Origin of the sequence: Campylobacter jejuni, from assembly GCF_001457695.1 — a bacterium.
In the GTDB taxonomy this organism is placed as follows: domain Bacteria; phylum Campylobacterota; class Campylobacteria; order Campylobacterales; family Campylobacteraceae; genus Campylobacter_D; species Campylobacter_D jejuni.
Map to the genome: position 1 here is coordinate 628294 of NZ_LN831025.1, position 25347 is coordinate 653640.

At 29.8% G+C, this 25347-nt stretch carries 22 protein-coding genes; 18 read left to right on the forward strand and 4 right to left on the reverse strand.

What is annotated here, in order from left to right:
• Window positions 1–66 precede the first annotated feature (66 nt).
• A complete protein-coding gene (pta, locus tag AT682_RS03290; protein ID WP_079263888.1) occupies window positions 67–1572 on the forward strand; it encodes a phosphate acetyltransferase in 1506 nt (501 codons plus the stop codon).
• Window positions 1573–1585: 13 nt separating this feature from the next.
• Window positions 1586–2776 carry an acetate kinase gene (gene ackA, locus AT682_RS03295; RefSeq protein WP_002883375.1) on the forward strand — a complete coding sequence of 397 codons (1191 nt, stop codon included), beginning with the start codon at window positions 1586–1588 and terminating at the stop codon, window positions 2774–2776.
• 27 nt (window positions 2777–2803) lie between these two features.
• Here the strand turns inward: ackA and AT682_RS03300 are convergent, their stop codons facing one another.
• Window positions 2804–6556, reverse strand: a complete 3753-nt coding sequence (locus tag AT682_RS03300; RefSeq protein ID WP_058207849.1) for a class I SAM-dependent DNA methyltransferase — start codon at window positions 6554–6556, stop codon at window positions 2804–2806.
• Window positions 6557–6704: 148 nt separating this feature from the next.
• Here AT682_RS03300 and AT682_RS03305 point away from each other — a divergent pair, with 148 nt between their 5' ends.
• Complete coding sequence (locus AT682_RS03305) at window positions 6705–7196, forward strand: hypothetical protein (RefSeq protein ID WP_002869819.1); 492 nt, start codon at window positions 6705–6707, stop codon at window positions 7194–7196.
• On the opposite strand, the gene AT682_RS03310 is transcribed toward AT682_RS03305, so the two are convergent.
• On the reverse strand, window positions 7184–8104 hold the full coding sequence (locus AT682_RS03310) for a hypothetical protein (RefSeq protein ID WP_058207850.1): 921 nt from the start codon (window positions 8102–8104) through the stop codon (window positions 7184–7186). The two genes, AT682_RS03305 and AT682_RS03310, sit on opposite strands and share 13 nt — an antisense overlap.
• The gene (gene rsmH, locus AT682_RS03315) at window positions 8104–9042 is read right to left on the reverse strand and encodes a 16S rRNA (cytosine(1402)-N(4))-methyltransferase RsmH (protein WP_079263864.1); all 939 of its coding nucleotides are present in this window, start codon (window positions 9040–9042) and stop codon (window positions 8104–8106) included. Before rsmH ends, AT682_RS03310 begins: the two co-directional genes overlap by 1 nt.
• 158 nt (window positions 9043–9200) lie before the next feature.
• On the opposite strand from rsmH, the gene AT682_RS03320 reads away from it, so the two are divergent.
• The 5 genes from AT682_RS03320 (at window position 9201) to flgG (ending at window position 14992) form a co-directional block, all read left to right on the forward strand.
• A complete protein-coding gene (locus AT682_RS03320) occupies window positions 9201–10691 on the forward strand; it encodes a peptidylprolyl isomerase (protein WP_002882496.1) in 1491 nt (496 codons plus the stop codon).
• On the forward strand, window positions 10688–12076 hold the full coding sequence (ftsA, locus tag AT682_RS03325) for a cell division protein FtsA (protein ID WP_074469321.1): 1389 nt from the start codon (window positions 10688–10690) through the stop codon (window positions 12074–12076). The genes AT682_RS03320 and ftsA overlap by 4 nt, the downstream gene beginning before the upstream one ends.
• A 15-nt stretch (window positions 12077–12091) precedes the next feature.
• Window positions 12092–13204 (forward strand): cell division protein FtsZ, encoded by a 1113-nt coding sequence (gene ftsZ, locus AT682_RS03330; protein WP_002852071.1) that lies wholly within the window; start codon window positions 12092–12094, stop codon window positions 13202–13204.
• Window positions 13205–13359: 155 nt separating this feature from the next.
• The gene (locus AT682_RS03335) at window positions 13360–14172 is read left to right on the forward strand and encodes a flagellar hook-basal body protein (RefSeq protein WP_002854829.1); all 813 of its coding nucleotides are present in this window, start codon (window positions 13360–13362) and stop codon (window positions 14170–14172) included.
• 28 nt (window positions 14173–14200) lie between these two features.
• Window positions 14201–14992 carry a flagellar basal-body rod protein FlgG gene (gene flgG / locus AT682_RS03340; RefSeq protein WP_002852142.1) on the forward strand — a complete coding sequence of 264 codons (792 nt, stop codon included), beginning with the start codon at window positions 14201–14203 and terminating at the stop codon, window positions 14990–14992.
• A gap of 65 nt (window positions 14993–15057) precedes the next feature.
• Here the strand turns inward: flgG and glnA are convergent, their stop codons facing one another.
• Window positions 15058–16488, reverse strand: a complete 1431-nt coding sequence (gene glnA / locus AT682_RS03345) for a type I glutamate--ammonia ligase (RefSeq protein WP_002882497.1) — start codon at window positions 16486–16488, stop codon at window positions 15058–15060.
• Window positions 16489–16690: 202 nt separating this feature from the next.
• Between glnA and AT682_RS03350 the strand changes: the two genes are divergently transcribed.
• The 10 genes from AT682_RS03350 (at window position 16691) to ffh (ending at window position 25287) form a co-directional block, all read left to right on the forward strand.
• Window positions 16691–17386 (forward strand): hypothetical protein, encoded by a 696-nt coding sequence (locus AT682_RS03350; protein ID WP_002883083.1) that lies wholly within the window; start codon window positions 16691–16693, stop codon window positions 17384–17386.
• Complete coding sequence (locus AT682_RS03355; RefSeq protein ID WP_002883084.1) at window positions 17383–18636, forward strand: peptidase U32 family protein; 1254 nt, start codon at window positions 17383–17385, stop codon at window positions 18634–18636. Before AT682_RS03350 ends, AT682_RS03355 begins: the two co-directional genes overlap by 4 nt.
• Window positions 18637–19131 carry a 5-(carboxyamino)imidazole ribonucleotide mutase gene (purE, locus tag AT682_RS03360; protein ID WP_002866547.1) on the forward strand — a complete coding sequence of 165 codons (495 nt, stop codon included), beginning with the start codon at window positions 18637–18639 and terminating at the stop codon, window positions 19129–19131. It begins immediately after the preceding gene.
• Between the two features lie 9 nt (window positions 19132–19140).
• The gene (locus AT682_RS03365; RefSeq protein WP_002852251.1) at window positions 19141–19677 is read left to right on the forward strand and encodes a DUF3972 domain-containing protein; all 537 of its coding nucleotides are present in this window, start codon (window positions 19141–19143) and stop codon (window positions 19675–19677) included.
• A gap of 11 nt (window positions 19678–19688) precedes the next feature.
• Window positions 19689–20552 (forward strand): glycine--tRNA ligase subunit alpha, encoded by an 864-nt coding sequence (glyQ, locus tag AT682_RS03370; protein WP_002852069.1) that lies wholly within the window; start codon window positions 19689–19691, stop codon window positions 20550–20552.
• On the forward strand, window positions 20539–21264 hold the full coding sequence (locus AT682_RS03375; protein WP_002883085.1) for a Nif3-like dinuclear metal center hexameric protein: 726 nt from the start codon (window positions 20539–20541) through the stop codon (window positions 21262–21264). Before glyQ ends, AT682_RS03375 begins: the two co-directional genes overlap by 14 nt.
• Window positions 21265–21273: 9 nt before the next feature.
• A complete protein-coding gene (locus AT682_RS03380) occupies window positions 21274–21990 on the forward strand; it encodes a zinc ribbon domain-containing protein (RefSeq protein ID WP_002883086.1) in 717 nt (238 codons plus the stop codon).
• Window positions 21987–23144: a lipid IV(A) 3-deoxy-D-manno-octulosonic acid transferase gene (waaA, locus tag AT682_RS03385; RefSeq protein ID WP_002883088.1), complete on the forward strand. Its 1158-nt coding sequence runs from the start codon at window positions 21987–21989 to the stop codon at window positions 23142–23144. The genes AT682_RS03380 and waaA overlap by 4 nt, the downstream gene beginning before the upstream one ends.
• The gene (locus AT682_RS03390; protein ID WP_002883090.1) at window positions 23125–23877 is read left to right on the forward strand and encodes an RluA family pseudouridine synthase; all 753 of its coding nucleotides are present in this window, start codon (window positions 23125–23127) and stop codon (window positions 23875–23877) included. The genes waaA and AT682_RS03390 overlap by 20 nt, the downstream gene beginning before the upstream one ends.
• 72 nt (window positions 23878–23949) lie before the next feature.
• A complete protein-coding gene (gene ffh / locus AT682_RS03395; protein WP_002883091.1) occupies window positions 23950–25287 on the forward strand; it encodes a signal recognition particle protein in 1338 nt (445 codons plus the stop codon).
• The last annotated feature ends 60 nt before the right edge of the window (window positions 25288–25347 follow it).

The following is a 25347-nucleotide window of genomic DNA, read 5'->3' on the forward strand; positions in this document are numbered from 1 at the left end:
TTTATTTTTCTTTGTTAAAATTAGAAAAAGCAAAGAGTGTTCCACATTTATAAATTCAAGGAGAAAATGATGGCAAATCTTTATTTGATGAGATCTAGAAGTGATGAGTTAAATACTATTATTAGTACAAATTTGCTTAAAAATTATAGCAAAATTTACAAAAATATCGCAATTTATTGCCCTGTAATATACATACATCGCGTCCCTGTTTTGCAAGGTTGGTTGGAAGAATTTAATATCAATCAAACCGTAAAAAGCGCTTATGGTTTTACCTTTAGAGAGGCAATGGAGGAATTTAGCAAAGATCCTCATAATTTTTTTAATGTTATTTTAGAAGAATACGAAGAGTTAAAACGCAAATACGATTTTGTGCTTGTAAATAGTTTTTGCGAATTTGGAATACTTGATGGATTTGATCTTAGTATAAAATTGGCTAAAAATCTTAATACCCCTATCGCTGCTATTATTAACGATGAAGATAAACTTATAGCTCAAAAATATTTTGATCATGCTCTAGATGGTCGTAATTATGTTTTGATTAATGAAAATTTTAATTTTGAAGAAGTGCAAAAACTTAAAGAATATGATTTTATAACTCCTCATCGTTTTAAATATGAATTAATCAAACAAAGTATAAAAAATAAAAAAACCGTTGTTTTGCCAGAAAGTAATGATGAGAGAATTTTAAAAGCTGCTGAAATTTTATTAAAAAGTAAATTTGTTGATCTTATTTTATTGGGCGATGAAGAAAAAATCAAACAAGATGCTACTAGATTAAGTCTTGATTTAAGTGCTATGCAAATTATGAATCCACTTAATTCAGAATATAATCAAGAATTTACTTCTATTCTTTATGAAGCAAGAAAATCTAAAGGCATGAGTTTAGAAGAGGCTAAGATGCTAGTTCAGGATAAAACTTATTTTGGAACTTTGCTTATACATACTGGAAAAGCTGATGCTATGGTTAGTGGAGCATCAACTACTACAGCTGAAACGATTCGCCCAGCATTACAGCTTATTAAAACCAAAGAAGGTATTAGTTCCGTTTCAGGAATTTTCTTTATGGGGCTTGAAGATCAAGTTTTAGCTTTTGCTGATTGTGCTGTAAATCCAAGTCCAACTGCCGAACAGCTTGCAACTAGTGCTTATGTAAGTGCTATGACTGCTAAATCTTTTGGACTTGAACCAAGAATAGCTTTGCTTTCTTATTCTAGTGGCGATAGTGGTAAAGGGGAAAGCGTAGATCTTGTAAAAGAAGCATTAAAGATTGCTAAAGAAAAATACCCTGAGTTAAATATAGATGGTCCTATGCAGTTTGATTGCGCTTATGATCCAAAGACTGCAGCAAAGAAAATGCCAAATTCTAAGATAGCAGGCCATGCAAATGTATATATTTTTCCTGATCTTAACGCAGCAAATATTTGTTACAAAGCAGTTCAAAGAACTGCTAATGCTTTAGCAATCGGTCCTATTTTGCAAGGTCTTAAAAAACCTGTTAATGATTTAAGTCGTGGATGTTTGGTAGATGATATTGTAGATACTGTTATTTTAAGTGCTATACAAGCTCAATAGAAAGGAATAATAAATGAAAATTTTAGTTTTAAATTCAGGTTCTTCATCGATTAAATTTAAATTTTTTGATAATAAAATCATTAAAGCAAGTGGTTTAGTAGAAAAAATTGGAGAGCAAAATTCAAAGGTTGTATTAAAAAATACTTTAAATAACGAAAGTTTTGAAAGAGAATTAACAATAAATAATCACGAAGAAGGACTTAGTATAGTCAACGAGCTTTTTAAAGAATCAGGAATTTTAGCAGATTTAAATGCGCTTGATGGCTGTGGTCATCGTATAGTTCACGGGGGAAGAAATTTAAGTGAGCATTGTTTAGTAGATGATTATGTTCTTAAAGAGATAGATAGGGTTAGTATTTTTGCTCCTTTGCATAATCCTGCCCATTTAGCAGGTATAAAAACAATGATCAAAGCTGCACCTAGTGTTGCTAATGCAGCTATTTTTGATACAGCTTTTCATCGCACTATGCCTGATTTTGCTTATATGTATGCTTTGCCTTATGATTTTTATGATAAGCATAATATTAGAAGATATGGTTTTCATGGGACTTCTCATGCTTTTGTCAGTTCTAGAGCGGCAAAATTTCTTCAAAAAGATCAAAATGAATTAAATGTCATCTCTGCTCATCTTGGAAATGGTGCAAGTGTATGTGCTATAGAAAAAGGTAAGAGTATGGATACTTCTATGGGCTTTACTCCGCTTGAAGGACTTATTATGGGAACGCGTTGTGGAGATATAGATCCTGCTATTTTACCTTTTATTAGTCATCTTAAGGGTTTAACTATAGAAGAAATAGATACACTGATGAATAAAAAAAGTGGAGTATATGGAATTTGCGGTTATAATGATTTTAGAGATATAGAAAGAGAGATAGAACAAGGTAATGATAAAGCACGCTTGGCTCTTGATATGTTTTGTTATCGTCTTGTTAAATATATAGGATCCTACTTTGCTGTGTTGCCAAAAACCGATGCTATTATTTTTACAGGTGGTATAGGAGAAAATGATAGTTTGGTTCGACAAAAAGTATGCGAGAGATTAGTTCATCTTGGTATCGAGTTAGATTTTGAACTTAACAAACAAAGGATTTCGGGCGAAAGAATGATAAATCATGCAAATTCTAAAGTTAAAGTGCTTGTTATTCCTACAGATGAAGAATTAGAAATCGCTAGAATCACAGGAGAACTTATCGGTAAAAATTAAATTTTAAAAACTATATAAATCTTTCATTTATATAGTTTTTAGCAAGGTTGTATATTCACTTTGCTTTTCATTTAAAACTTTAAAAGTGCTTATTATGTAAGAAAATTCATCATCACTTAAATCATAAAGTTTTTTAACCAATAAATCATTTTTTGCTCTTAAGATATCATAAGCCTTTTTAGTTTTTGGAATTTCTTCATTTTTTATATTAAATTCTTGTTTTAGCTCATCAAAATGATGATTTTTATCATTGTAAAGCTGTAAAAGCAAAGCATTTTTAGCGAGGGTTTTATAAATTTCATTGTTTTGATTTTCTTCATCACTTGGTTGAGGCAGAGGAATTCTTTCTAGATAGGTTTTACTTACATTGATTTGCACCATATTTCTTATGATAAAATCAACCACTAAAGAATTTAACAAAGCCAAAACAAATAAAATCTTTTCATAAGGCATTATATCCATGCAAATTTCATCATCTTTTACAATATATTGTTTTGGTGCATTTGCAAACATACTATGTCCAAAACCACAATTTTTTGGCAATAAAGAAGCTATCAAAGTTCTTTCGTTAGTGTCACTTGCAACAGCTCTATATCCAAGTCTAAAAAATTCTCTATCGTATTTTATCAATTTAGGATTTAATTCTTTCCCAGTAGCTTTTTTAGCTCTTGAAAGTTCTTTACTTTTTAAACGCTCATCCAATTTAGCCTTTTCTAAAAAATAAGTAGCTTGGCTAAAATTTGCATTAAATTGATGTATCATTTTACCTTCATATAAGGGTAAAAGTCCTTCCCTAAACTCTTCTATAAACAAATCTTTATCACTAGTCATATTTAATTCTTGTCTAAAATCTATATAATCAAAAGACAAGTTTTGAAAAGCATTGTAGCATTTTCTTAGAATTTTTAAAGCCTGCTTGTCTTTTAACTCCATTAAAGCTAGGTGAGTTGGGCTTAGCTTTTTGATATCTTTTAAACTTAGAGTTAAAATTTCATCTTTGTTTTTTAATGAGTTCATATCTGTTTTATAAAACATCGTTTTGATTTTGTGAGTGTGATTTGCTTGTGTATTTTTTATAAGCATAAGAGCAAATTTATACCTTGAATCCACATCAGCAAATATAGCTTGTCTATTTTCAAAACTATAAAAATATTCTAAAGTTTTATTTTCTAAAATTTCTTTTCTTAAAGTTAAGCTTCCATCTTCAAACATCAAAGCACTAGGAAGTACATAAGCTAAATTTCCATCTTGTTTTAAAAGAGAAAGATTTTTTTCTACAAAAAGACGAAATAAATTAATATCTTTTGTTAAAGAATTAGACATAAATGTGTTTTTATAATAAACATTAATTGCATCTATATGTGCTTTTTGTTTTTCATAATTTTGCTTTATATAATCTTTCGCTAGCAAATTGTCTTGAATTTCTTTTTTCTTGCTAGCGATTAAGCTTCTATAATCGCTTTTATATTGTGGAAAGAAATCATTATCGCTAAATTCTGACTTATCCCAAGGTGGATTACCTATGATGATATCAAAGCCTTTAAAGACTTGATTTTCTATGATTTCAGGAAATTCTAACTCATAGTTAAAGAAGTTAAATTCTTTTTGATATTTGCTAATGATAGCTTTTGCTTGTTCATTTTGGCTTAAATTTTGTATATCATCTTGACTTAGGGCTTTTAGAATTTGTAATTCTTCTTTGTTGACAAAATGAAGCGTGTTGATATAGTTTAGATATAAATTTAGTTTCTTAAGTTTTGGTGTGATTTCATTTTGATAGATTTGTTTAGATTGTTTGATTTGTTCTTCGTTGGTATCTTTTAGATTATCAAGTTTTTCAAATACTTCTTGTAAAATTTCAAATTCTTGTGTTATGGAATTTGTAAAAAGGTTGCTTGAGTTTTGTTTTATCAAATCTTTAAAATCACTTAGATTAGAATTTATCAAAGCATTGCCGCACTTTATGTGGTGTTCTATAAAAGAAAGTGGGGTTCCAAAGATAAAACTATCTATCCAAAGGCTAAGTTTAGTAAGCTCTATGCTAAAAGGGTTTAAATCCACCCCATAAATAATGCGTTTTAGTAAAAGTCGTTTTAAAATATCACTCTCATCTACTTCATAGTCTTGCACAAAATCTTTTATATAGTTTAAAATATTTTCTTTTTCTTCTTCGTAAAGTTCTTTTAAATTTGTAAAATGATCAAAATCTGATAAAACAATGTGTGTAATAGCATTTAAAACTCCAACTAAAAAATGTCCACTACCGCAAGCATTGTCTAGTATTTTAAATTTCAAGATATTTTCATTGTTTAGTTTGTCTTTTAAAGCACTTTGGATTAAAAAATTAGCTATGGATTGAGGTGTGTAAAAGCTTGCGCTTGCTTTTCTTGAGTTGCTAGTATTTTTAAGGTAAATTTGTCCTTTTTTGTAAAAGGTGTATTTTTCTACTTTTTTTGATTTTTCTAAAATTTTGAAATCATAATTATCAAAATAACATTCTATTTCTTTTGATTTTTCTTTATAGCTTACATAGTAAATATCTTCATTTGCTATTTCAAAAAAATAAGAAAGCAAGCCTTCATAAATCGTGCCTAAATGTTCTACACTTAAAGTTTTGTAATCTCTTTTAAAGCTTAGATTTTTATCTTTAAAATTTAATAATTGGTTTAAAATGAATTTTAAATCTTTATCGTTAAAGATTTTTGGCGCGCTTAAAAGAGCGGTTTTGCTCTCATCAAACAAACCGCCATTAAAAACAGGCATGTCAAAATTGCCTTTGCCTTTGTTGTAAATGTTGAAAATATTTTCAAGTTCTCCAAAGCCACCACTTGAGCTTTCATCTTCTTGTAAATTTTCAAGTAAGGTTCTAAGACTGATTTTACTTTTAAAATACTTATGTTTTTCTAGTATAATTTCAAATTTATCTTCAAAATAAGCAATAAATAAAAGCCTAAAGATAAAATATAAAGAATTTTCATAGATTAGTTTTAAATCCGCCTTTGTTTTATTGTAAATTCTAGAGCCTATGAATTCAAATAAAGATTCATTTCCATTGGTTCCGTAAATGATAGATTTTAAATCATCTTCTATTTTGATTTTTGAAAGTTTATTGTTTTGTAGAGTTATTTCTAAATGATCTTCTTTTTCTGTGAAATTAAAAGCGCTAAATACACTATAAAAATACGCAAAAGCTTCAATATTTTGATCTTCAATGATTTTTTCTAGATTGATTTCGTAAAAAACTTTGTTTGAATTCAGTATAGAATTATCATAAAAACGCCAAAATCTACCATTGGTTAAAAAACCATAATTTTTCTTAAGATTGCCTAGATATCTTAGAATTTGAAAGTGGGGGTTGTCTTTTACTTTTTTATTGTCTATTTCTATATTATAAGCTTTTGACTCTAAAATGATTGTGAAATCATTGCTTGATTTTTTTGTTTCTTTGTCTAAATTTTCGTATTTTGTTTTTAATTTTTCATTGCTAAAAAGTAGAAAATCAGGTTTTTCCAATTTTCCTTGTATGATTTTTTCATCTTGTCTTACAAAGCACCACCCTAAAATTTCTAATACTTTTGATATAAATTCATCTTCAAATTGATGTTCGTTTTGTTTTATAAATTTGTTTTTGTCGTAAATTTTTGTAATTTTAGTTAAAATATCTCTAAAGGCTTTTTGATTTGCGTTGAAATTATAAATCTTAGGAAAGTCAATTTCTAAAGAATAGCTTGTAAAAAGATTATTGTTGAGGTATTTTTTAAGTTCTTGATAGTAATTCATGGCTTTCTTTCTAAAGTATTTTTAAAAATTTGACATTTTAAATTATATCTAAAAAATTTAAAGACTTGTGCTTATTTATGAAAATGATTTTTTAGTTGGAATTAATTTTCTTTGGATAAAATTTTAATTAAAAAATAAAGCGTGGATTATGAAAAAATTTAAAGAATTTAGCCTTCGTTTTTTATTTAAAGTATCAGAGCAACCTGTTCTTATAAGAGATTTATTAGAGGCAAATGCACTTTTAAACGATGGAATGCTTGTAGATCCTTCTAAGCTAAATTTTAATTTCAAAATTCTAAATTCTTATATTTATTTTGGTGTTTTTTGCGCTGTGATTTTATTGCCATTGCTTTTGATTACTCATTATTTTTTAACAAAGCTTGACTTTCATATAAGCATAGTGAGTGCTGTTATGGTTACTGCTTGTGTATTTATAGGATATGATATTTTTAAAGTTTATACTCGCAAAATAATCTCAAAAAAAATAATACAAAAAGCCTGGGCTTTACACTTTCCTTATTTTGCTTATGAAAAGTACTCTACAATGGCGGGTGAATTTTATAAAGAAGCTTTAAAAGAAGAAATTCCAAAAGCAAATTTAGAGCAGTATGTTTTAGATAAGATTATTCATTCTAAATAATCTAAAATTTGATTTTGGAATCGCATATTTTCAAGTCTTCTTTTTAAGTCTTTATTTTCCTCGTTTAAAACACTTTCTTCTGTTCTTAATGTAGCAATTTCTCTACTAAGATAATAAATTTGATTTCTAATATAAATTTGTGGAGCAAATAAAAATAACGCAAAACTAACAAGTAAAGCCGCAAAAAGAAGATGATTGAAATTTAGGTTTCTATCTTCTTTAGTGGCATTAGAGAAGCCTTCTAGTAAAACATTTTTTGCCTTTTGAGCATCTTCATCATTTTGTTGTTTTTCTTGAGCTTGATTAGATGGTTTTGGAAGTTCTTGTTTATTTTCTTGTGGTGTTATTTTTTTTTGTAAATTTTCCAAACTTTGTTTAATATCGGGTTGTTTTTCTATAGTTTGAGAATTTTGTATCTTAGGTTCAGTTTTTTGAATTTTTTCTATAGAATTTGTAAGTCCCTTTTTTTCTTGTTTTGTTTGAGTGGTAGCTTGATTGCTTTTTGTTTGAATTTGTGTTTTGGTTTGGATATTTTTTATTTCGTTTGCTTTTTTTCTGCTAAATAAAAATTTTTTTTTAGTTTTTTTATTTTCTTCTTTTCTTCTTTCTTTCATTTTGGAAAAAATTTTTTTAGCAAGAGATTGCTTTTCTTCTAATTTAACATTGATCAGATCTTCTTTTAAATATATATTTGATTTTTTAGTATGTTTTGACTCATACTCTTCATCGAGTTCTTCTAAGAATTTATTAGGAGTCTTTTTTTTAAAACGACGTCTTAAAATATCATCGCTAGAAATTTCATCTCTTAAATCATCATCAAGCGGTTTGCCTTGATTTATGGCGCGAGAAAATTTCAGCATTTTTTGGCGTATGTTTTGGCGTTCTTTTATAAAATCATCTTCTAGCATTATTTATTGTCCAAATTATTAAAATAAAAAGCCCGCATTTTAGCACAACTAGAGCGAGAATTTTTTAAAAGTTCTTCCTTGCTCGCACTTATAGCTTTTTTAGTTATTATTTGTCCTAGGCTATGGTTATTTCCACATTCGCAACGCATTATTTTTTCATTACAAATGCAGTTTTTTGACCATTTTTTGAAAAATTGTTTTACTATTCTATCTTCTAAAGAATGAAAGCTAATGATAGCTAAAATGCAATTTTTTGGTTTTAAATTTTCTAAATGTTCAAGAAAATCTTTAAGCACTTTAAGTTCTTGATTTACTTCTATTCTAATGGCTTGAAATGCTAAAGTAGCTTTGGAAATTTTTCTATGATTTTGTTTACCTTTTCCTATGATTTGATAAAGCTCTTTGGCGCTTTTGATTGGATTTTTACTTCTTTCTAGGCAAATTTTTTCAGCAATAAAATGTGCATCATGTAATTCTCCATAATCTTTAAAAATGGAAGTTAATTGCTCTTTTGTATAAGTATTAATAATCTCATAAGCTGATATTTTGGAGTTTTGATTCATTCTCATATCCAAAAAGTCAGAATTTACACTAAAACCTCTTTCGTTATTATCAAGCTGAAATGAAGAAATTCCAATGTCTGCTAAAATACCTCTTAATTCTTCTTTGTGTGAAATTTTTTCTAAAACTTCACTAAAATTACTTTGTATAAAAGTTATCCTATTGTGAAAATCTTTAAGACGTTTTTTAGAAAATTCTAAAGCTTGTTGATCTTGATCGCAAGCAATGAATTTAAGATCAGGATGATTTTTAAGCAAAGCTTCACTATGTCCGCCAAATCCTAAAGTGCAGTCTAAAAAATAACCTGTTTTAAGATTTTTAAAAATCTCTTGAACTTCATTAAGCAAAACTGGGATATGAGGAATTTCCAAAATCAATCCTAATAAATTTTTATAAATTATAATTATAACTAAATTTCATTGTAAAAATCATAAAATTTAAAGAACAAATATTTTTTGGTAAAAATTTTATAATTAAACTCCACTTAAACACTTCTACGATACAATATCTAGTTTAAATTTAATCAAGGAATGATATGCTTACTTGGATGCAACATCACAAAAAATATCTTGTTGTTACTATATGGGTTAGTACTATAGCTTTTGTTGGCGCCGGCTTTTTAGGTTGGGGTGCTTATGATTTTAATCTCAATAGAAGTTCAAGTGTTGCAACCGTAGGAAATGAAAAGATAGGTTTTAGCGAATTTGATACTAGATATAGACAAATTTTAAGTTATTATAATCAAATTAGCAATGGTGCTTTAACTCCAGAAAATGCTGAGCAACTAGGCATTAAAAATATAGCTTTAAGCTCTCTTGTTGAAGATAAGCTTTTGTTAAATTTTGCTAAAGATTTGGGTATTGGCGTAAACGAGAATGAAATTTTACAAAAACTTGCAAATACTAGAGAATTTCAAGATCCTACAGGGGAATTTAACAAAACAATTTATTATGAACTTTTAAATGCCAATAATTTAATTCCAAAAGATTATGAAACACAACTTGCAAATGAAGTAATTACTGATAAACTTAATCGAATTTTTAATATTCCTAGCAAAGATGAGGAATTAAAAATGTTAGCTTCTAGTTATTTCATGCAAGATGCTTTAAGTATTGCAAAAATTGATTATGACAAAAAAAATATTAAGATTAACGAAGAGGATTTAAAAAAGCTTTGGAATAAACATAAAGAAGATTATAAAACTAAAAAAATATATGAAATTTCAACTTATTTTTTGCCAGTTAGCAATGAGAAAATTGACGACAAAGAATTAGAAAAATTTTATAATCAAGATGAAAATAAACTGAAATATAAAGATTTTGCAGGTAAAGTGATGGATTTTCAGTCTACTAAAAATGAAGTTGCTAAAGATTACGCCTTAATGCAACTAAAGAATGTGGCTAATGCTAAATTTTTAGATTTAAAAAACGGGAAAGATAATTTTCAAAAAGATCAAAATATTAGTGAATCTGATGTTTATTATCCAATTGATCTTTTGAATAAAGCTAAAAATGGAGATGTTTTACGACCGGCACCTTATAATAACGGATATATCATAGTTAAACTAAATAAAGTAGATCCTATAAGAAATAAAACTTTTGAAGAAGCTAGAGAAGAAGTTTTACCTATGTATTTAAGCGAACAAGCTAGAAAAAATTTAGAAGAAAAAGCCAAAAATAGTTTAGTAAATTTTAAAGGCGATGATATAGGCTTTGTAAGTCGAGATAGTTCTCGCGAGAGTGTAAAGCTTAGTGATAAGATATTAAATGATCCTGAATTTGCTTATTTTTTAATGAATGTATTTAATGCTGATCAAAATAGTTCTTATGTGGTCATTAACAACAATAAAGCAATATTATATAAAATAAATAAACAAAAATTAGATATGAACTCCGATAAATTTGAACAATACAAAACTATGCTTGAGCAAAATTTGCAAAATTTAAAAGCAAATGAGCTTAAGCAAGAACTTGTTGATGAACTTAAAAAGATATATCCGATAAAAATTTATTATAAAGGGAATTGATTTTGAATATATTAGGAATTGACTTAGGCTCAACCCAGACTTGTGCCATTATTGCTCAAAAAGATGAAGATGGATTAAAAATTATTGGTTTTTCCAAGTCGAAAACCAACGGGGTTAAAAAAGGTGCCATTACCAATATAGAGCTTGCTTCTAAATCTATTGAAGAAGCTGTTAGAAGTGCTGAGATGATGAGCGGAGTTCATTATGATAAGGTTGTGGTGTCTATATCAGGTGCTTATACTAAAAGCGTTGATAGCATAGGTGTTGTTAATATTCCAAATCATGAAATAGGCATTAAAGAAATTCATCGTGCTGTAAGTACAGCTAAGCATACTGCCAATCTACCAAGTGGTTATGAAATTATCCATGTTTTGCCTTATAATTTTAAGGTTAATGATCTTGAACATGTTGATGATCCTTTGGGAATGAGTGGCAATCGTTTAGAAGTTTCAACCCATATAGTGATTTCACAAGAATCTCATATTAAAAATCTTAAGAAAGCAGTTGAATTAGCTGATTTAAGAGTGGATAATATAGTTCTTTCAGGATATGCTTCAGCTATAGCTTGTTTAGATGATAGTGAAAAGGAATTAGGTGCTGTTTTGATTGATATGGGTGGAGCGATTTGCGATATGGTTGTTCATACTGGAAATTCAATTAGATATAATGATTGTTTGCAAATTGGCTCGATTAATATCACCCAAGATTTATCAATGGCATTGCATACACCTTTAAAAGAAGCAGAAAAAATCAAGCTTAATTATGCAGCTCTTTCGCAACAGCCTAATACCCTTATACAAATTCCTTCAATGGGTGATGAAAGAAAGGTTAATGAAGTTTCTTTGGATATTATTTCAAACGTAATTTATGCAAGAGCGGAAGAAACTTTGATGATTTTGGCAAAAATCTTAAGTGATAATCGTTATGCCAATGCTATAGGCGGTGGAGTTGTTTTAACAGGTGGAATGACTAAGTTAGCAGGTATTGATGAGCTAGCTCCTGCAACATTTGATAATCGCTCAGTTAGACTGGCTACTGCAAGAAAAGATTTGATTACTGGTTTTAGTGAAATTTTTAATGATCCTGAAAATACTTGTGCTATAGGACTTTGTTTATATGGAGCGGGGTATTTTACGCCTTATGAACTTGATTCTAATGAAAAATTAAGATATAAAGGGGAAATTGAAAATTTTAATCGTCAAATTAAACAAGATATTGTTTTGCAAAAAGATGCAGAAAGTGAAATAAAATCTGATTTTTTTGATGAAAATTTGCAAGAAAATGATACAATTGCAATACAAGAACAATTAGATTTTAAAGAGCCAAAAGAAAAAAAACCTAGCGTTTTTTCAAATATCTGGCATAAAATTATGAATCAATTTTAACAAGGAGAAATTTTTATGAGTGAATTTTTAGTAGAAGAAATGCAACATAATAAAGGTGCAAAAATTAAGGTTATAGGCTGCGGTGGCGGTGGCGGTAATATGATCAACCATATGGTTAAAATGGGATTGAATGATCTTGATTTAATTGCAGCAAATACTGATGCACAAGCTATTTCAATTTCATTAGCAAAAACTAAAATTCAACTTGGCGAGAAAAAAACTAAAGGTTTAGGTGCTGGTATGCTTCCTGAAGTAGGTGCAGAAAGTGCTAGAGAAAGTTTTGAAGAAATAAAAGCAAGTCTTAGTCAAAGTGATATTGTATTTATTGCTTCAGGTTTTGGTGGAGGTACTGGAACGGGTGCCACTCCAGTTATTGCACAAGCAGCTAAAGAGATTGGAGCTTTAACTGTTTCTGTTGTAACTATGCCTTTTGCATTCGAAGGAAAACAAAGAAAAAAACTTGCTGAAAGCGGTCTCCTTGAGCTTAAAAAAGAAAGTGATTCTATTCTTGTAATTCAAAATGAAAAATTATTGAGCATTATTGATAAAAAAGCAGGCATTAAAGATGCTTTTAGATTGGTTGATGATATTTTAGCTCGTGCTGTAAAAGGTATGGTGTCTATCTTGCTTGATAATGGAGATATTAATGTTGACTTTGCGGATGTAAGAACCATCATGAGTCATCGCGGACTCGCGCTTATGGGTGTTGGTAGCGCTAGTGGTGAAAATGCTATAGAAGAGGCTCTTTCAAACGCTATAGAATCTCCTTTGCTTGATGGAATGGATATTAAAGGTGCCAAGGGAGTTATTTTGCATTTTAAAACAAGTTCTAATTGCTCTTTGTTTGAAATTTCGGCAGCAGCAAATAGTATACAAGAAATTGTTGATGAAAATGCTAAGATTATTTTTGGTTCTACTACAGATGATAGCATGGAAGATAGAGTTGAAGTAACTATTATTGCGACAGGGTTTGAAGATAAAGATACAGTAGCTAAAAAATCTACCGAAGAAGCTCAAGCTTCTAAGAAAAATCCTTATTTAAGTCTTAAAAAGGTAAGCGGTGGTTATGATGAAGAGATAATGGCGCAAATTGAAACACCAACTTTCTTGCGTCGTCAAATGGATTAAAATTGATTTTTAAAGCAAGATTGAGTCAAATCTTGCTTTTTATAGTTTAAAATTCTCTCCTAATAATCTTTCAAATATTTATTTTTCTTTGTTTTTAAAAGTTGGAACACTCTTTGCTTTTATAGCTATAAAATCTTAATTTTATAGGTGAAAATATGCAAAATGGATATTATCAAGCAACTGGCGGAATGGTAACTCAGTTTAATAAACTTGATGTGATTACTAATAATCTTGCCAATATTAATACAAGCGGATACAAAAGAGATGATGTGGTTATTGCAGATTTTAAAAGGATTTTTAAAGAAACTCAGGATGAGTTGCCTATAGAAAATCACACAAGAGATGCATCTCGTTTTGTAAATACTACAATAGATGGAATCCCACAAGTTTCTCAAGAATATACGGATTTTAGCCTAGGTTCTTTAAAGGCCACAAACAATCCTTTGGATTTGGCAATGACTAGAGAAGATGCTTTTTATTTGGTTCAAACCAAAGATGGAGAAGTAAGATTAACTAAAGATGGAAATTTTCAACTTGATGATGAGGGTTATTTGGTAAATAAGCAAGGATACAAGGTATTAAGTAGTGATTATTTTAATAATCCTCAGAATGCTGGCATACGCATTCCTAATGGTGCTGTTCAAATTAGCGTTGATAAAAACGGAAGCATTGAGGTTGATGGAGCTCAAAATGCAAGATTATTTGTAGCACAAGTAGATGATATAAGAGCTTTGCAAAAAGATGGGGATAATGTCTATAAAATAGATGATCTAACCCGCATTAGAGATTTGGAAAACTCCAATGCTATTCGCCAAGGTTTTTCTCAGGGATCAAATGTTAATCCAGTTACTGAAATGGTAGGACTGATTGAAGCAAACAGAATGGTAGAAATGTATCAAAAAGTTATGACAGCTCATATGGATGACTTAAATCAAGAAGCTATCAATAAGCTTGCAGCTGTTAAATAATTTAAAATAAAATAAAAAAGGATTAAAAATGATGAGATCACTTCATACTGCTGCTACGGGAATGGTAGCGCAGCAAACACAAATTGATGTTACTTCAAATAACATCGCCAATGTTAATACAGCAGGTTTTAAGAAAAGTCGCGCAGAATTTGCTGATCTTATGTATCAAGTTATGAAGTATGCAGGAACTTCAACTTCAGCTACTACTCTTTCTCCTTCGGGTATAGAAGTGGGTGTGGGTGTGCGTCCAACAGCGGTAACTAAAGTTTTTACTGAAGGAAATTTAAAATCAACAAGTACTGATGGTCTTGATATGGCTATTGCAGGTAATGGGTTTTTTCAAATACAACTTCCTGATGGCACTATAGGATATACTAGAAATGGGCAATTTACAAAAGATAATGAAGGTAATATTGTAAATTCAGATGGTTATAGACTTTTACCTGAAATGACAATACCTGAAGGCGCAACAGCAATTAATGTTGCTACAGATGGAACCGTTTCTGTAATGCTACCAGGGGAGCAACAAGAAACTCAAATTGGCCAAGTGGAGCTAGTTCAGTTTATAAATCCAGCGGGTCTTCATTCTATGGGTGATAATCTTTATCTCGAAACAGGAGCAAGTGGTGCACCTGTTGCGGGTATAGCAGGACAAGATGGGCTTGGAACAATAAGACATGGATTTATAGAACTTAGTAATGTTCAGCTTGTTGAAGAAATGACAGATCTTATCACAGGACAAAGAGCTTATGAAGCGGGTTCTAAGGCAATTACAACAAGCGATGATATGCTAGGAATTGTAAATCAGCTTAAGCGATAGTTGATATAAAATAAATAATTTTTAATTCTTTTTTGTTTAATGGCGTGTTAAACGCCATTAAATTTTTAGCAAGAGTAGCAAGTTTTAAACTCATAAGCAGTTGGACGAGCTTCTACTGGCCAAACTTGTGTTTCAAATTTTAAATGCTGATAGTCATCGATAAAAATATCGCTCATTACAGGTTTTAAATAAGAATTATGTCGGATTAAAGCTTCTAAACTTCCTCTTAGAGTATGCGGTAATTGCTCTATCCCTTTTTCACGTATTTCATCCAAAGTAAGATCAAATAAATTTTCATCCATAGGACCTACAGGAATGGTTTTATTTTTGATTCCATCAAGACCTGCCATTAAAAGACTAACAAAAGCTAAATAAGGATTAGCAGTGCTATCAGGGAAGCGAATTTCTATACGAGCTGAATTTTTACCTATGCCATAAGGAACGCGACAACTTGCTGATCTGTTTTGACAAGAATAAGTTAAAATACAAGGAGCTTCAAAGCCAGGAACTATTCTTTTGTAAGAGTTGGAACTTGGATTTGTAAAAGCTGCGACACTTCTAGCATTTTTTAAAATTCCACCTATATAATTTATAGCAGTTTGACTAAGTCCACTGTATCCATCTTTATCGTAAAATAAATTTACCCCATCTTTCCATAAGCTCATATGAACATGCATACCATTGCCATTATCTCCGTATAAAGGTTTTGGCATAAAAGTGGCAGTTTTGCCATTTAAATGAGCTACCATTTTTACAACATATTTATAAATTTGAACATTGTCAGCTGCTTCTACAAGCGTGCCAAAATTTACTCCTATTTCAGCTTGTCCTTGTGCAACTTCATGATGATGAACAAAAGTTTTAAGGCCTACTTTTTCAAGAGTTTGAACCATTTCAGAACGAATATCTACTAAAGAATCAATTGGCTGAACTGGAAAATATCCACCTTTGTTTCTTGGCCTGTGTCCAGTATTGTAGCTATCAGTAAATTCTCTATCATCATTCCACTCTCCTTCTTCGGTATCAACTTCATACTTAGAACAATGAGTAGTATCAACTATTTTTACACTATCAAAAACAAAGAATTCATTTTCTGGTCCAAAGTAAGCAGTATCAGCTATGCCACTATTTTTAAGGTGTTCCATTGCTTTTTTTGCTATGCTTCTTGGACATTTTTCATACATTTGTCCTTTGTAAATATCATATACATCACAAAACACTATGATAGTAGGGTCAGCTGTAAAAGGATCTAAAAAAGCACTTTGTACATCAGGTTTTAAAATCATATCTGATTTTTCTATAGGTTGCCATCCATGGATTGAGCTTCCATCAAATGGAATACCAGTTTGAAATGTTTCTTCATTGATTGCATGAAGATTATAGGTAATATGATGCCAAGTTCCTATCATATCTGTAAAACGAAAATCAACAAAAAGCACTTCATTTTGTTTGCAAAATTTGAAAAAATCATCTATATTATTAACAAATTTTCCCATATTTTTACTCCTTTTATGTAATTAAATTTATAAAATTATATCATAAAATTTTTAATTAAGATTTAATTAATATATTTTTTTTAATAAATTTAAAAATTTAATTTAAAAAGATTAAAAAATAAAAATTTATATTTTTGTTTTAGATAAAATTGATTATAATTTTGAGCAATTATTGAAAATCTAGATTTAAAAAAGGAAAAAAATGACTCAAGAAGAGCTTGATGCTTTGATGAATGGTGATGTTGATCTTGATTCAGAGACAGAAGCAGAGGTAAAAACCGAAGAATCAAATACCGAAGAAGATGCTTTGATGTTAGAAGATGTCAAAATAGCTGATTACAAACCTAATTCTAATGTAGTATGGCCACCACCCCCACCAAATCAGGAGTATAAAGTTGTACATCAGTTAGATGATGTTACAAAAGATAGCGAGCTTAAAGCAACGGAAATGATGGATAAGCTTGAAAGTATTAATAATTTTTTTGCGGATTCTGAAAGTTTACTCAAAGAAATAAATAAAGCAATAGAAAAAAATATTGATATTTTTTCTAAGCTTAATGAAAAATTTCCTAATGTGGAAAGTTTCAGTGAAGCTTTAGAATTAAACAATCAAGCTAAAAAAAGTTCTAAGGAGATTGTCGGAAATCTTCAAAGCGGACAAGATGAAGTGATGATGGCAATGGATGCAATGCAGTATCAAGATATACATCGTCAAAAAATCGAACGTGTTATTAATGTAATGCGTGCTTTAAGCCGTTATATGAGTTCTTTATTTGAAGGTAAAATTGATGATAAAAAACGCGTAAGTTCTGCAGTGCATATTGAAGGTGATAGTACTGCTGATGTTGTAAGTAATGATGATATAGAAGCTTTAATTGCAAGTTTAGGGCAAAAATGATCATTCCTGAAATAGTAGCTCCTGCGGGAAATTTCACAAAATTAAAAATTGCTTTGGCTTATGGTGCAGATGCAGTTTATGCGGGTGTGAATAATTTTTCTTTAAGATCACGCACTGCAAGAGAATTTAATTATGAAAGTTTTGAAGAAGCTATCAAATATACTCATGAGCGTGGTAAGAAAATTTATGTTACTTTAAATGGTTTTCATTTAAGCTCTCAAATTGAAGGCTTAAAAAGACATATATTAAAATTACGCGAGATGAAACCCGATGCTTTTATTGTAGCTTCTGTTGGAGCTATGCGTCTTGTTAAAGAACTTGCACCTGAAATTTCTTTACATGTTTCTACTCAGGCAAATATTTTAAATTATTTAGATGCTCAAGTTTATAAGGATATGGGTGCTAAAAGGGTTGTAATTGCCAGAGAACTAGGGCTTAAGGATGCTAAAAATTTAAAGCAAAATTGTGATATAGAATTAGAAGCTTTTGTGCATGGTTCTATGTGTTTTGCTTATTCTGGGCGTTGTTTAATAAGCTCTGTGCAAAGTGGAAGAATGAGCAATCGTGGATCTTGTGCAAATGATTGTAGATTTAATTATGAGCTTTATGCTAAAAATCCAGAAAATGGCACTTTATTTCGCTTAGAAGAAGATGAAAATGGTACTCATATTTTTAATTCTAAAGATTTAAATCTTTGTTCTTATATAGAAAAAATCATGCAAGAAAATTGTATCAGTGCTTTTAAAATAGAAGGGCGTACTAAAAGCGAATATTATGTTGCGCTTACAACAAGGACTTATAAAATGGCCATACAAGATGCTTTAGAGGGTAAATTTGAGTCAAGTAAGTATGAAAAAGAGATTGCTACACTTAAAAATCGTGGTTTTACAGATGGCTATCTTGTTTCGCGTCCTTTGGAAAAAACCGACACGCAAAATCATAATACAAGCATAGAAGAAGGTTCTCATCAAGTGCATGCTATAAGCGAAGATGGAAGCTTTTTTAAATGTAAAGGGAAAATCGTTTTAAACACGCCTTATGAAATTTTAGCCCCTTTAGGCGATGTGATTCAAACTTGCGATAATGAACTAGGTAAAATTTATCAAAAAGAGGATAAATATTTTATAGAGTTTAAAAAACTCATTGCTAAAAACAATAAAGAATTTAGCGAAATTCATAGCGGTAATGAACATGAAATCCAATTACCAAATAAAATCAGTGCATTAAGTTTTTTAAGAAAGGAAATATAGATGAATTTTGTTTCTATTTTAATGGGAAGCAAGAGTGATTATGAGACTATGAAAGAGGCTGCTAAAACTTTAGAAAGTTTTGGGGTAAAGTATGAACTTATCATCTCATCAGCTCATCGTAGTCCAAAAAGAACAAAAGAGTATATTGCAAATGCTGAAGAAAAAGGTGCGAAAGTTTTTATAGCAGCAGCTGGAATGGCAGCACATTTAGCTGGAGCTGTTGCAGCTTATACAACAAAACCTGTTTTGGGAGTGCCTATGCCAGGAAGTAATCTTGCAAGTATGGATTCTTTGTTTTCTACGGTGCAAATGCCTAGCGGAATTCCTGTGGGAACTTTAGCTATTGGTAAGGCTGGAGCAATCAATGCTGCTTATTTGGCTATGCAAATTTTAGCTATTTATGATGTTGATTTAGCACAAAAGCTTAAAGAAGATCGTCTTGAAAAAGAAAAAAAACTTGTATCTGATTCAAAAGAAGTAGAAGTTTTATTATAAGGGATAAAAATGCAAACCTATCTTGAACTTGAAGAATTTTGTAAACTTGTGCATTTAAATGAAGATGTGGTTAAGGGTATGATGGCCAATGGGGCTTTAAATTTTAAAGAAGAAGAGGGTAAAATTTACATCGAAGCTCATCAAGGTACTTTTAGTGTAGTGCCTAGTTCTGCAAAATCTCAAACTGCAATGGTAAATTCAATGACTTTAGCAGGAGAAAGTTTTGTTGAAAAAACAATAGGAACTATTTTAAATTTACATGAAAAAGTTTTAGATGCTAAAGATGAAACACTTGAAGCATTAAAAAATGAGAATAAATTTTTAAAAGATGCCCTTTATTCTATGCAAGAACTTTATGATGAAGATAGAAAAACTATAGAAACCTTAAACAATGAGCTAAAACATGCGCGTGAAGAGATAGAATTTCTCAAGCGTAAATATAAATTAATGTGGAGTAAAACCGCAGAAATTTTTGGAGCTAAGACAGAGCCTGATTTGGAAATGAATAAAAATTTAGAAAAACCTATTGAAAATATGGAACAATAAAGAGAGATACAATGACTTTTTCACAAATGATACTTAATTTACAAAATTATTGGCAAGAGCAAGGTTGTGCGATTATGCAACCTTATGATATGCCAGCAGGTGCAGGAACCTTTCATCCAGCAACTTTTTTAAGAAGTTTAGGAAAAAAACCTTGGGCAGCTGCTTATGTGGCTCCAAGTAGAAGGCCTACTGATGGACGTTATGGTGAAAATCCTAATCGCTTAGGTGCTTATTATCAATTTCAAGTTTTGATTAAACCTAGTCCTGATAATATCCAAGAATTATATCTTAAAAGTCTTGAAAATTTGGGTTTTGATTTAAAAAGTCATGATATTCGTTTTGTTGAAGATAATTGGGAGAGTCCAAGTTTGGGTGCTTGGGGTTTAGGCTGGGAAGTATGGCTTGATGGTATGGAAGTCACTCAATTTACTTATTTTCAGCAAGTTGGTGGTATAGCGGTAGATTTAGTAAGTGCTGAAATTACCTATGGTCTTGAAAGAATAGCCATGTATCTTCAAAATGTTGATAATGTTTATGATATAGTTTGGAGTGAATTTAATGGAGAAAAAATTAAATACGCAGATGTGCATAAGCAAAGTGAATATGAATTTAGTAAATACAATTTTGAAGTAAGTGATGTTAAAATCTTGAATGAGCAGTTTGAAAATTCTTACAAAGAATGTAAAAATATTTTAGAACAAGGACTAGCTTTACCTGCTTATGATTATTGTATGCTTGCTGCACATACTTTTAATCTTTTAGATGCAAGAGGAGCAATTTCTGTAGCACAAAGACAAGATTATATGTTAAAAATTCGTGAGCTTTCGAAAAATTGTGCTGAAATTTATAAGAAAAATTTAAATGAAGCTGAGTGAAATTTATAATTTTTTAGATCAATTAAGTCCCTTTAATATCCAAGAATCATGGGATAATAGTGGAATTTTGCTTGGAGATAGGGATAATGAAATTTCAACTGTTTATTTAAGTTTAGATATTGATGAAAATATCATTAAAGAAGCGAGTGAAAATTCTTTAATTATCACACACCATCCTTTGATATTTAAAGGTTTAAAAGATTTATATGACAAGACTTATCCTAGAGCTTTTATTAAAGAAATGATTTGTAAAAATATTTCTTTAATCAGTATGCATACAAATTACGATTTAAGTCATTTAAATACTTATTTTACGGAAGAAATTTTAGGTTTTAAAATTTCTTTTAAAGACGAATTTTTAATTTATGTAGAAAATTCTATGTCTTTTGAAGCTTTGTGTGACTGGGTGAAAAAAAAGTTAAATTTGCAAATTTTACGTGTAAGTGATTGTGGTAAAAAAGACATTAAGCGTATTGCTATATGTACTGGAAGTGGTGGGGATTTAATTTCTAAAGTAGATGCGGATTGTTTTTTAAGTGGAGATTTTAAATATCATCAAGCTTTAGAGGCGCTTAGTAATCAAATCAGTCTTATTGATTTAGGTCATTTTGAAAGTGAGAGATATTTTTCTCAATGTTTAGCAAAAGACTTGAAAAATTTGCCGCTACAAGTTATAATAACAGTTTCAAAAAATCCATTTCAATATTTTTAAGGAAAATAAATGAATAAATATCTCGAACAATTAGTGCTTTTATCAAAAATAGATCAAGAAATTGATAGTTATGAACCAAAAATAGACAGTATTAATAAGACTTTAAAAGATGCTGAGTTAAAAATAGGAAAAATCAACACAGATTTAGAAAAAATCGATGAAGAAATCAAAGATATAGAAAATCAAAAAGTGCAAAATAATGCTCATATTTCCGAGTTCTCGGCAAAAATTAAAGAGCTTTCTAAAAAAAGTGGTGCAGTAAAAACAGAAAAAGAAGCTAATGCTTTAAAAATTGAAGAAGATATTGCAAAAGAGCAATTAGACGCTGCAAATGATGAGATTGTAAGACTGGATAAAATTTTAGAGAATAAAGAAACTTATAAAAAAGAACTTGAAGAAGAAAAAATCAAACAAAAGCAAAATATTAATGAGATTAGAGTAAGCATTAAATCTGAAATGGAAGTTCTTGAAAAAGATAGAATGAGTGTTTATGATAAAAAAACCAAACTTGTGGGCGAGATGAATCAAAAAGTTTTAAGTTTTTATGAAAAAATTCGCAAATGGGCGAAGAATACTGCTGTAGTTCCTGTTAAAAAACAAGCATGCTATGGATGTTTTATGAAAATTTACGATAAGACTTATCTGTCTGTTGTAAAAGGTGAAGAGATTGTAACTTGTCCTCATTGTGGAAGAATTCTTTATAAAGAGCAAGAAGAACAAAATTGATCTTTTTTTATTATTTTTTAACTTGGACGGCATTTTTATTTTGTGCCGTCTTTATTCTTTTGCTTTCTTTTTTAAAATCCAAATACAAAACTAGTTTAAAATCCCGATTTTTTCTTTATAAAAATTTACATCAAGAAAAAGCTGATGTACATTTTCATGCTTGTTCTTACGGGGAGGTAAGAAGTATTAAAACTTTGGTTTTGAAATTTGATTCAAGAATAACTACTATTACTCAAACAGGTTTTGAATGTGCAAAAGAATTTTGTAAAAAGGTAAATTATCTTGCTTTTGAAAATTTTTTGCCTTTCTGGTTCAAGCCTTGTAAGGTTTTGGTAATTTTTGAAGCAGAATATTGGCTTATGCTTGTTTTTATGGCACGTATTTATAAGGCTAAGATTATTTTGCTTAATGCAAGAATATCTGATAAATCTTATCATTCTTATCAAAGATTTTCTTTTTTTTATAAAAAAATTTTTTCTTATATTGATGAAGTTTTTGTTCAAAGTAAATTAGACAAAGTAAGACTTGAAAGTTTGGGAGCTAAAAATGTTAAAATTTTTAAAAATATTAAGGCAAATTTAGAAATTAAAAATAATAAAATTTATACCAAACCTAAGGAAAAACTTATCATTTTTGCCAGTACTCATAAGGACGAAGAAGAGCTTTTGCTTGATCATTTTAAACTAGAAGAAAATGAAAAACTCATTATCGCCCCACGACACCCTGAGCGTTTTAAAGAAGTTGAAAATTTGCTTTTAAACAAAGGTTTGGAATTTGAAAAATTTAGTTCTTTAAAAGATGAAAATAAGAAATTTTCTAAAAAAATTTTGCTTTTAGATACTTTAGGGGAGCTTGTAAATTTTTATGCAATTTCTGATGTTGTTGTGCTTGGAGGTTCTTTTATAGAAGGCATAGGAGGACACAATCCTATAGAAGTGGCATATTTTGACAATGTATTAATCAGCGGGAAATTTATTCATAATCAAAAGGCTTTATTTGAAGAAGTAGAAAATGTATATTTTTGCGAAAATTTAAAAGATTTAAATGATAAAATTCATTATTTAAATTTAAAAGCTAAAATTTCCAAAAAAGAAAATTTAGATCTTATCATACAAGCCATACAAAAGGGAATTGATGCAAGAAAAAGCTTATAAACTCTTAGCTTTGCAAGAAAAAATTTCAAATCGTGAAGCTAAAGATTTGATTGATAAGGGTTGTGTTTTTTCACATGGGAAAAAAGTTGTGGTTGCTAGAGCTTTGATGAGCGATAAGGCAAGATTTAATGTGATAAAAGCTAAAAATCCTCAAATTATTTTTGAAGATGATAAGATTATTGCTATTAATAAACCTTATGCTTATGTGAGTGAAGACTTGGAGAAAAAATTTAACGCCAAGCTTTTAAATCGTTTAGACAAAGAAACAAGCGGTGTGATTTTGCTTTGCAAAGATGAAGATTTTAGAAAGCTTTGTATAGAAGAATTTAAAAAACACAGAGTTTATAAAAGTTATATTGCGGTTTTAGATGGGGTTTTGGCTGAAGAGGTTGAAGTGAATGAGCCTATGTTTACCATAAAAACAAAAGGCGGGGCATTAAGTAAAGTTTCAAAAGATGGTTTAAGTGCTTTAAGTATCATTACTCCTATTATGATGCAGTCAAAAAAAACCTTAGCAAAAATAGTCATTCAAACAGGTAGAACTCATCAAATCAGAGTACATGCTAAATTTATAAAACATGGTGTTATAGGCGATGAAAAATATGCTAAAATTTCAAGTGATAGAATGTATTTACACAGCTATGAAATTAAAATTTTTGATTATCATTTTAAGGCTAATTTGGATAGTGGTTTTACAAAATTTGGCTTTGAGATAAAAAATTTAGATTTTTAAAGCCATTTAAGAAAAAATTTTGTATAATGCAAGGTTTAATTTAAAAATTTTATTTTATAGAAAGGTGATAAAGTGTTTGAGTTAGTTAGCGAATCTTTTAAATCAGCGATTAATAAATTACGTTTTGTTGATGATGAAAAAGCACTTAAGAATGCTTTAGAAACCTTAAAAAAAGCTCTTTTAAAAGCAGATGTTCACCATAAGGTAACTAAAGAGCTTTTGACTTTGATAGAAGAAGATGTAAAGCAAAACGGAATAGGTCAAAAACAATTTTTAAATGCCATTAAAGTAAATTTAGAAAATATTTTAAGTGTCAATGGCAAAAATCAAGGTTTTGTTTTTGCTTCTAAACCCCCAACAGTAGTTCTAATGGCAGGTTTGCAAGGGGGCGGTAAGACTACAAGCACTATCAAACTTGCAAATTATTTAAAATTACGCAATAAAAAAGTTTTAGTTGCAGCTTGTGATTTACAGCGTTTAGCGGCAGTGGAGCAGCTAAGACAACTTTGTGAAGCTAATGAAATTGAACTTTTCTTCATAGAAAATGAAAAAGATCCTATTAGAGTTGCTAAAGAGGCTTTGAAAAAGGCTGAAAGTTCTATGGTAGATGTTTTGCTTGTGGATACTGCTGGACGTTTGGCTATAGATGAAGCTTTGATGGATGAGTTAAAAGCGGTTAAAGATGTTTTAAATCCTGATGAGATTTTCTATGTTGCTGATGCAATGAGTGGTCAAGATGGGGTCAAGACTGCGGCTAGTTTTAATGAAGTTTTGAATATCAGCGGGGTAATTTTATCAAAATTTGATGCAGATACTAAAGGTGGAGTAGCCTTGGGTATAGCAAAACAAATCGGTATTCCTTTAAGATTTATTGGTGTAGGTGAAAAAGTAGCAGATTTAGAAGTTTTTATACCAGATCGTATAGTAAGTCGTATCATGGGTGAGGGTGATTTGGCAACTTTAGCTGAAAAAACTGCTGCAGTGATTGATGAAAAAGAAGCTAAAAAACTCAATCAAAAAATCAAAAAAGGTGAATTTAATTTTAATGATTTTCTTAATCAAATGGAAAGTATTAAAAAATTAGGAAGTATGAAATCTTTAATTGGCATGATACCAGGACTTGGCGGAATGGCAAATGCGGTAAAAGATATAGATTTGGATAATTCTAAAGAAATTATACGCATTAAAGCAATGATTTCTTCAATGACTCCAAAAGAAAGAGAAAATCCTGATTTGTTAAATAATGCTAGAAAACGTCGTATAGCAGATGGAGCGGGTCTTTCTCAGGTAGAAGTCAATCGTTTTTTAAAACAATTTAGCAATGCAGCAAAACTTGCAAAAAGATTTTCAGGTAAAAAAGGAATGGAGAGTTTGACGCAAATGATGAGTCAAGCTAGAAGACAATTTTAAATTTTATTTATAAATACTTTTTATAGTATCTATAAATAAAATTTTTAATTTTTAAGGAGT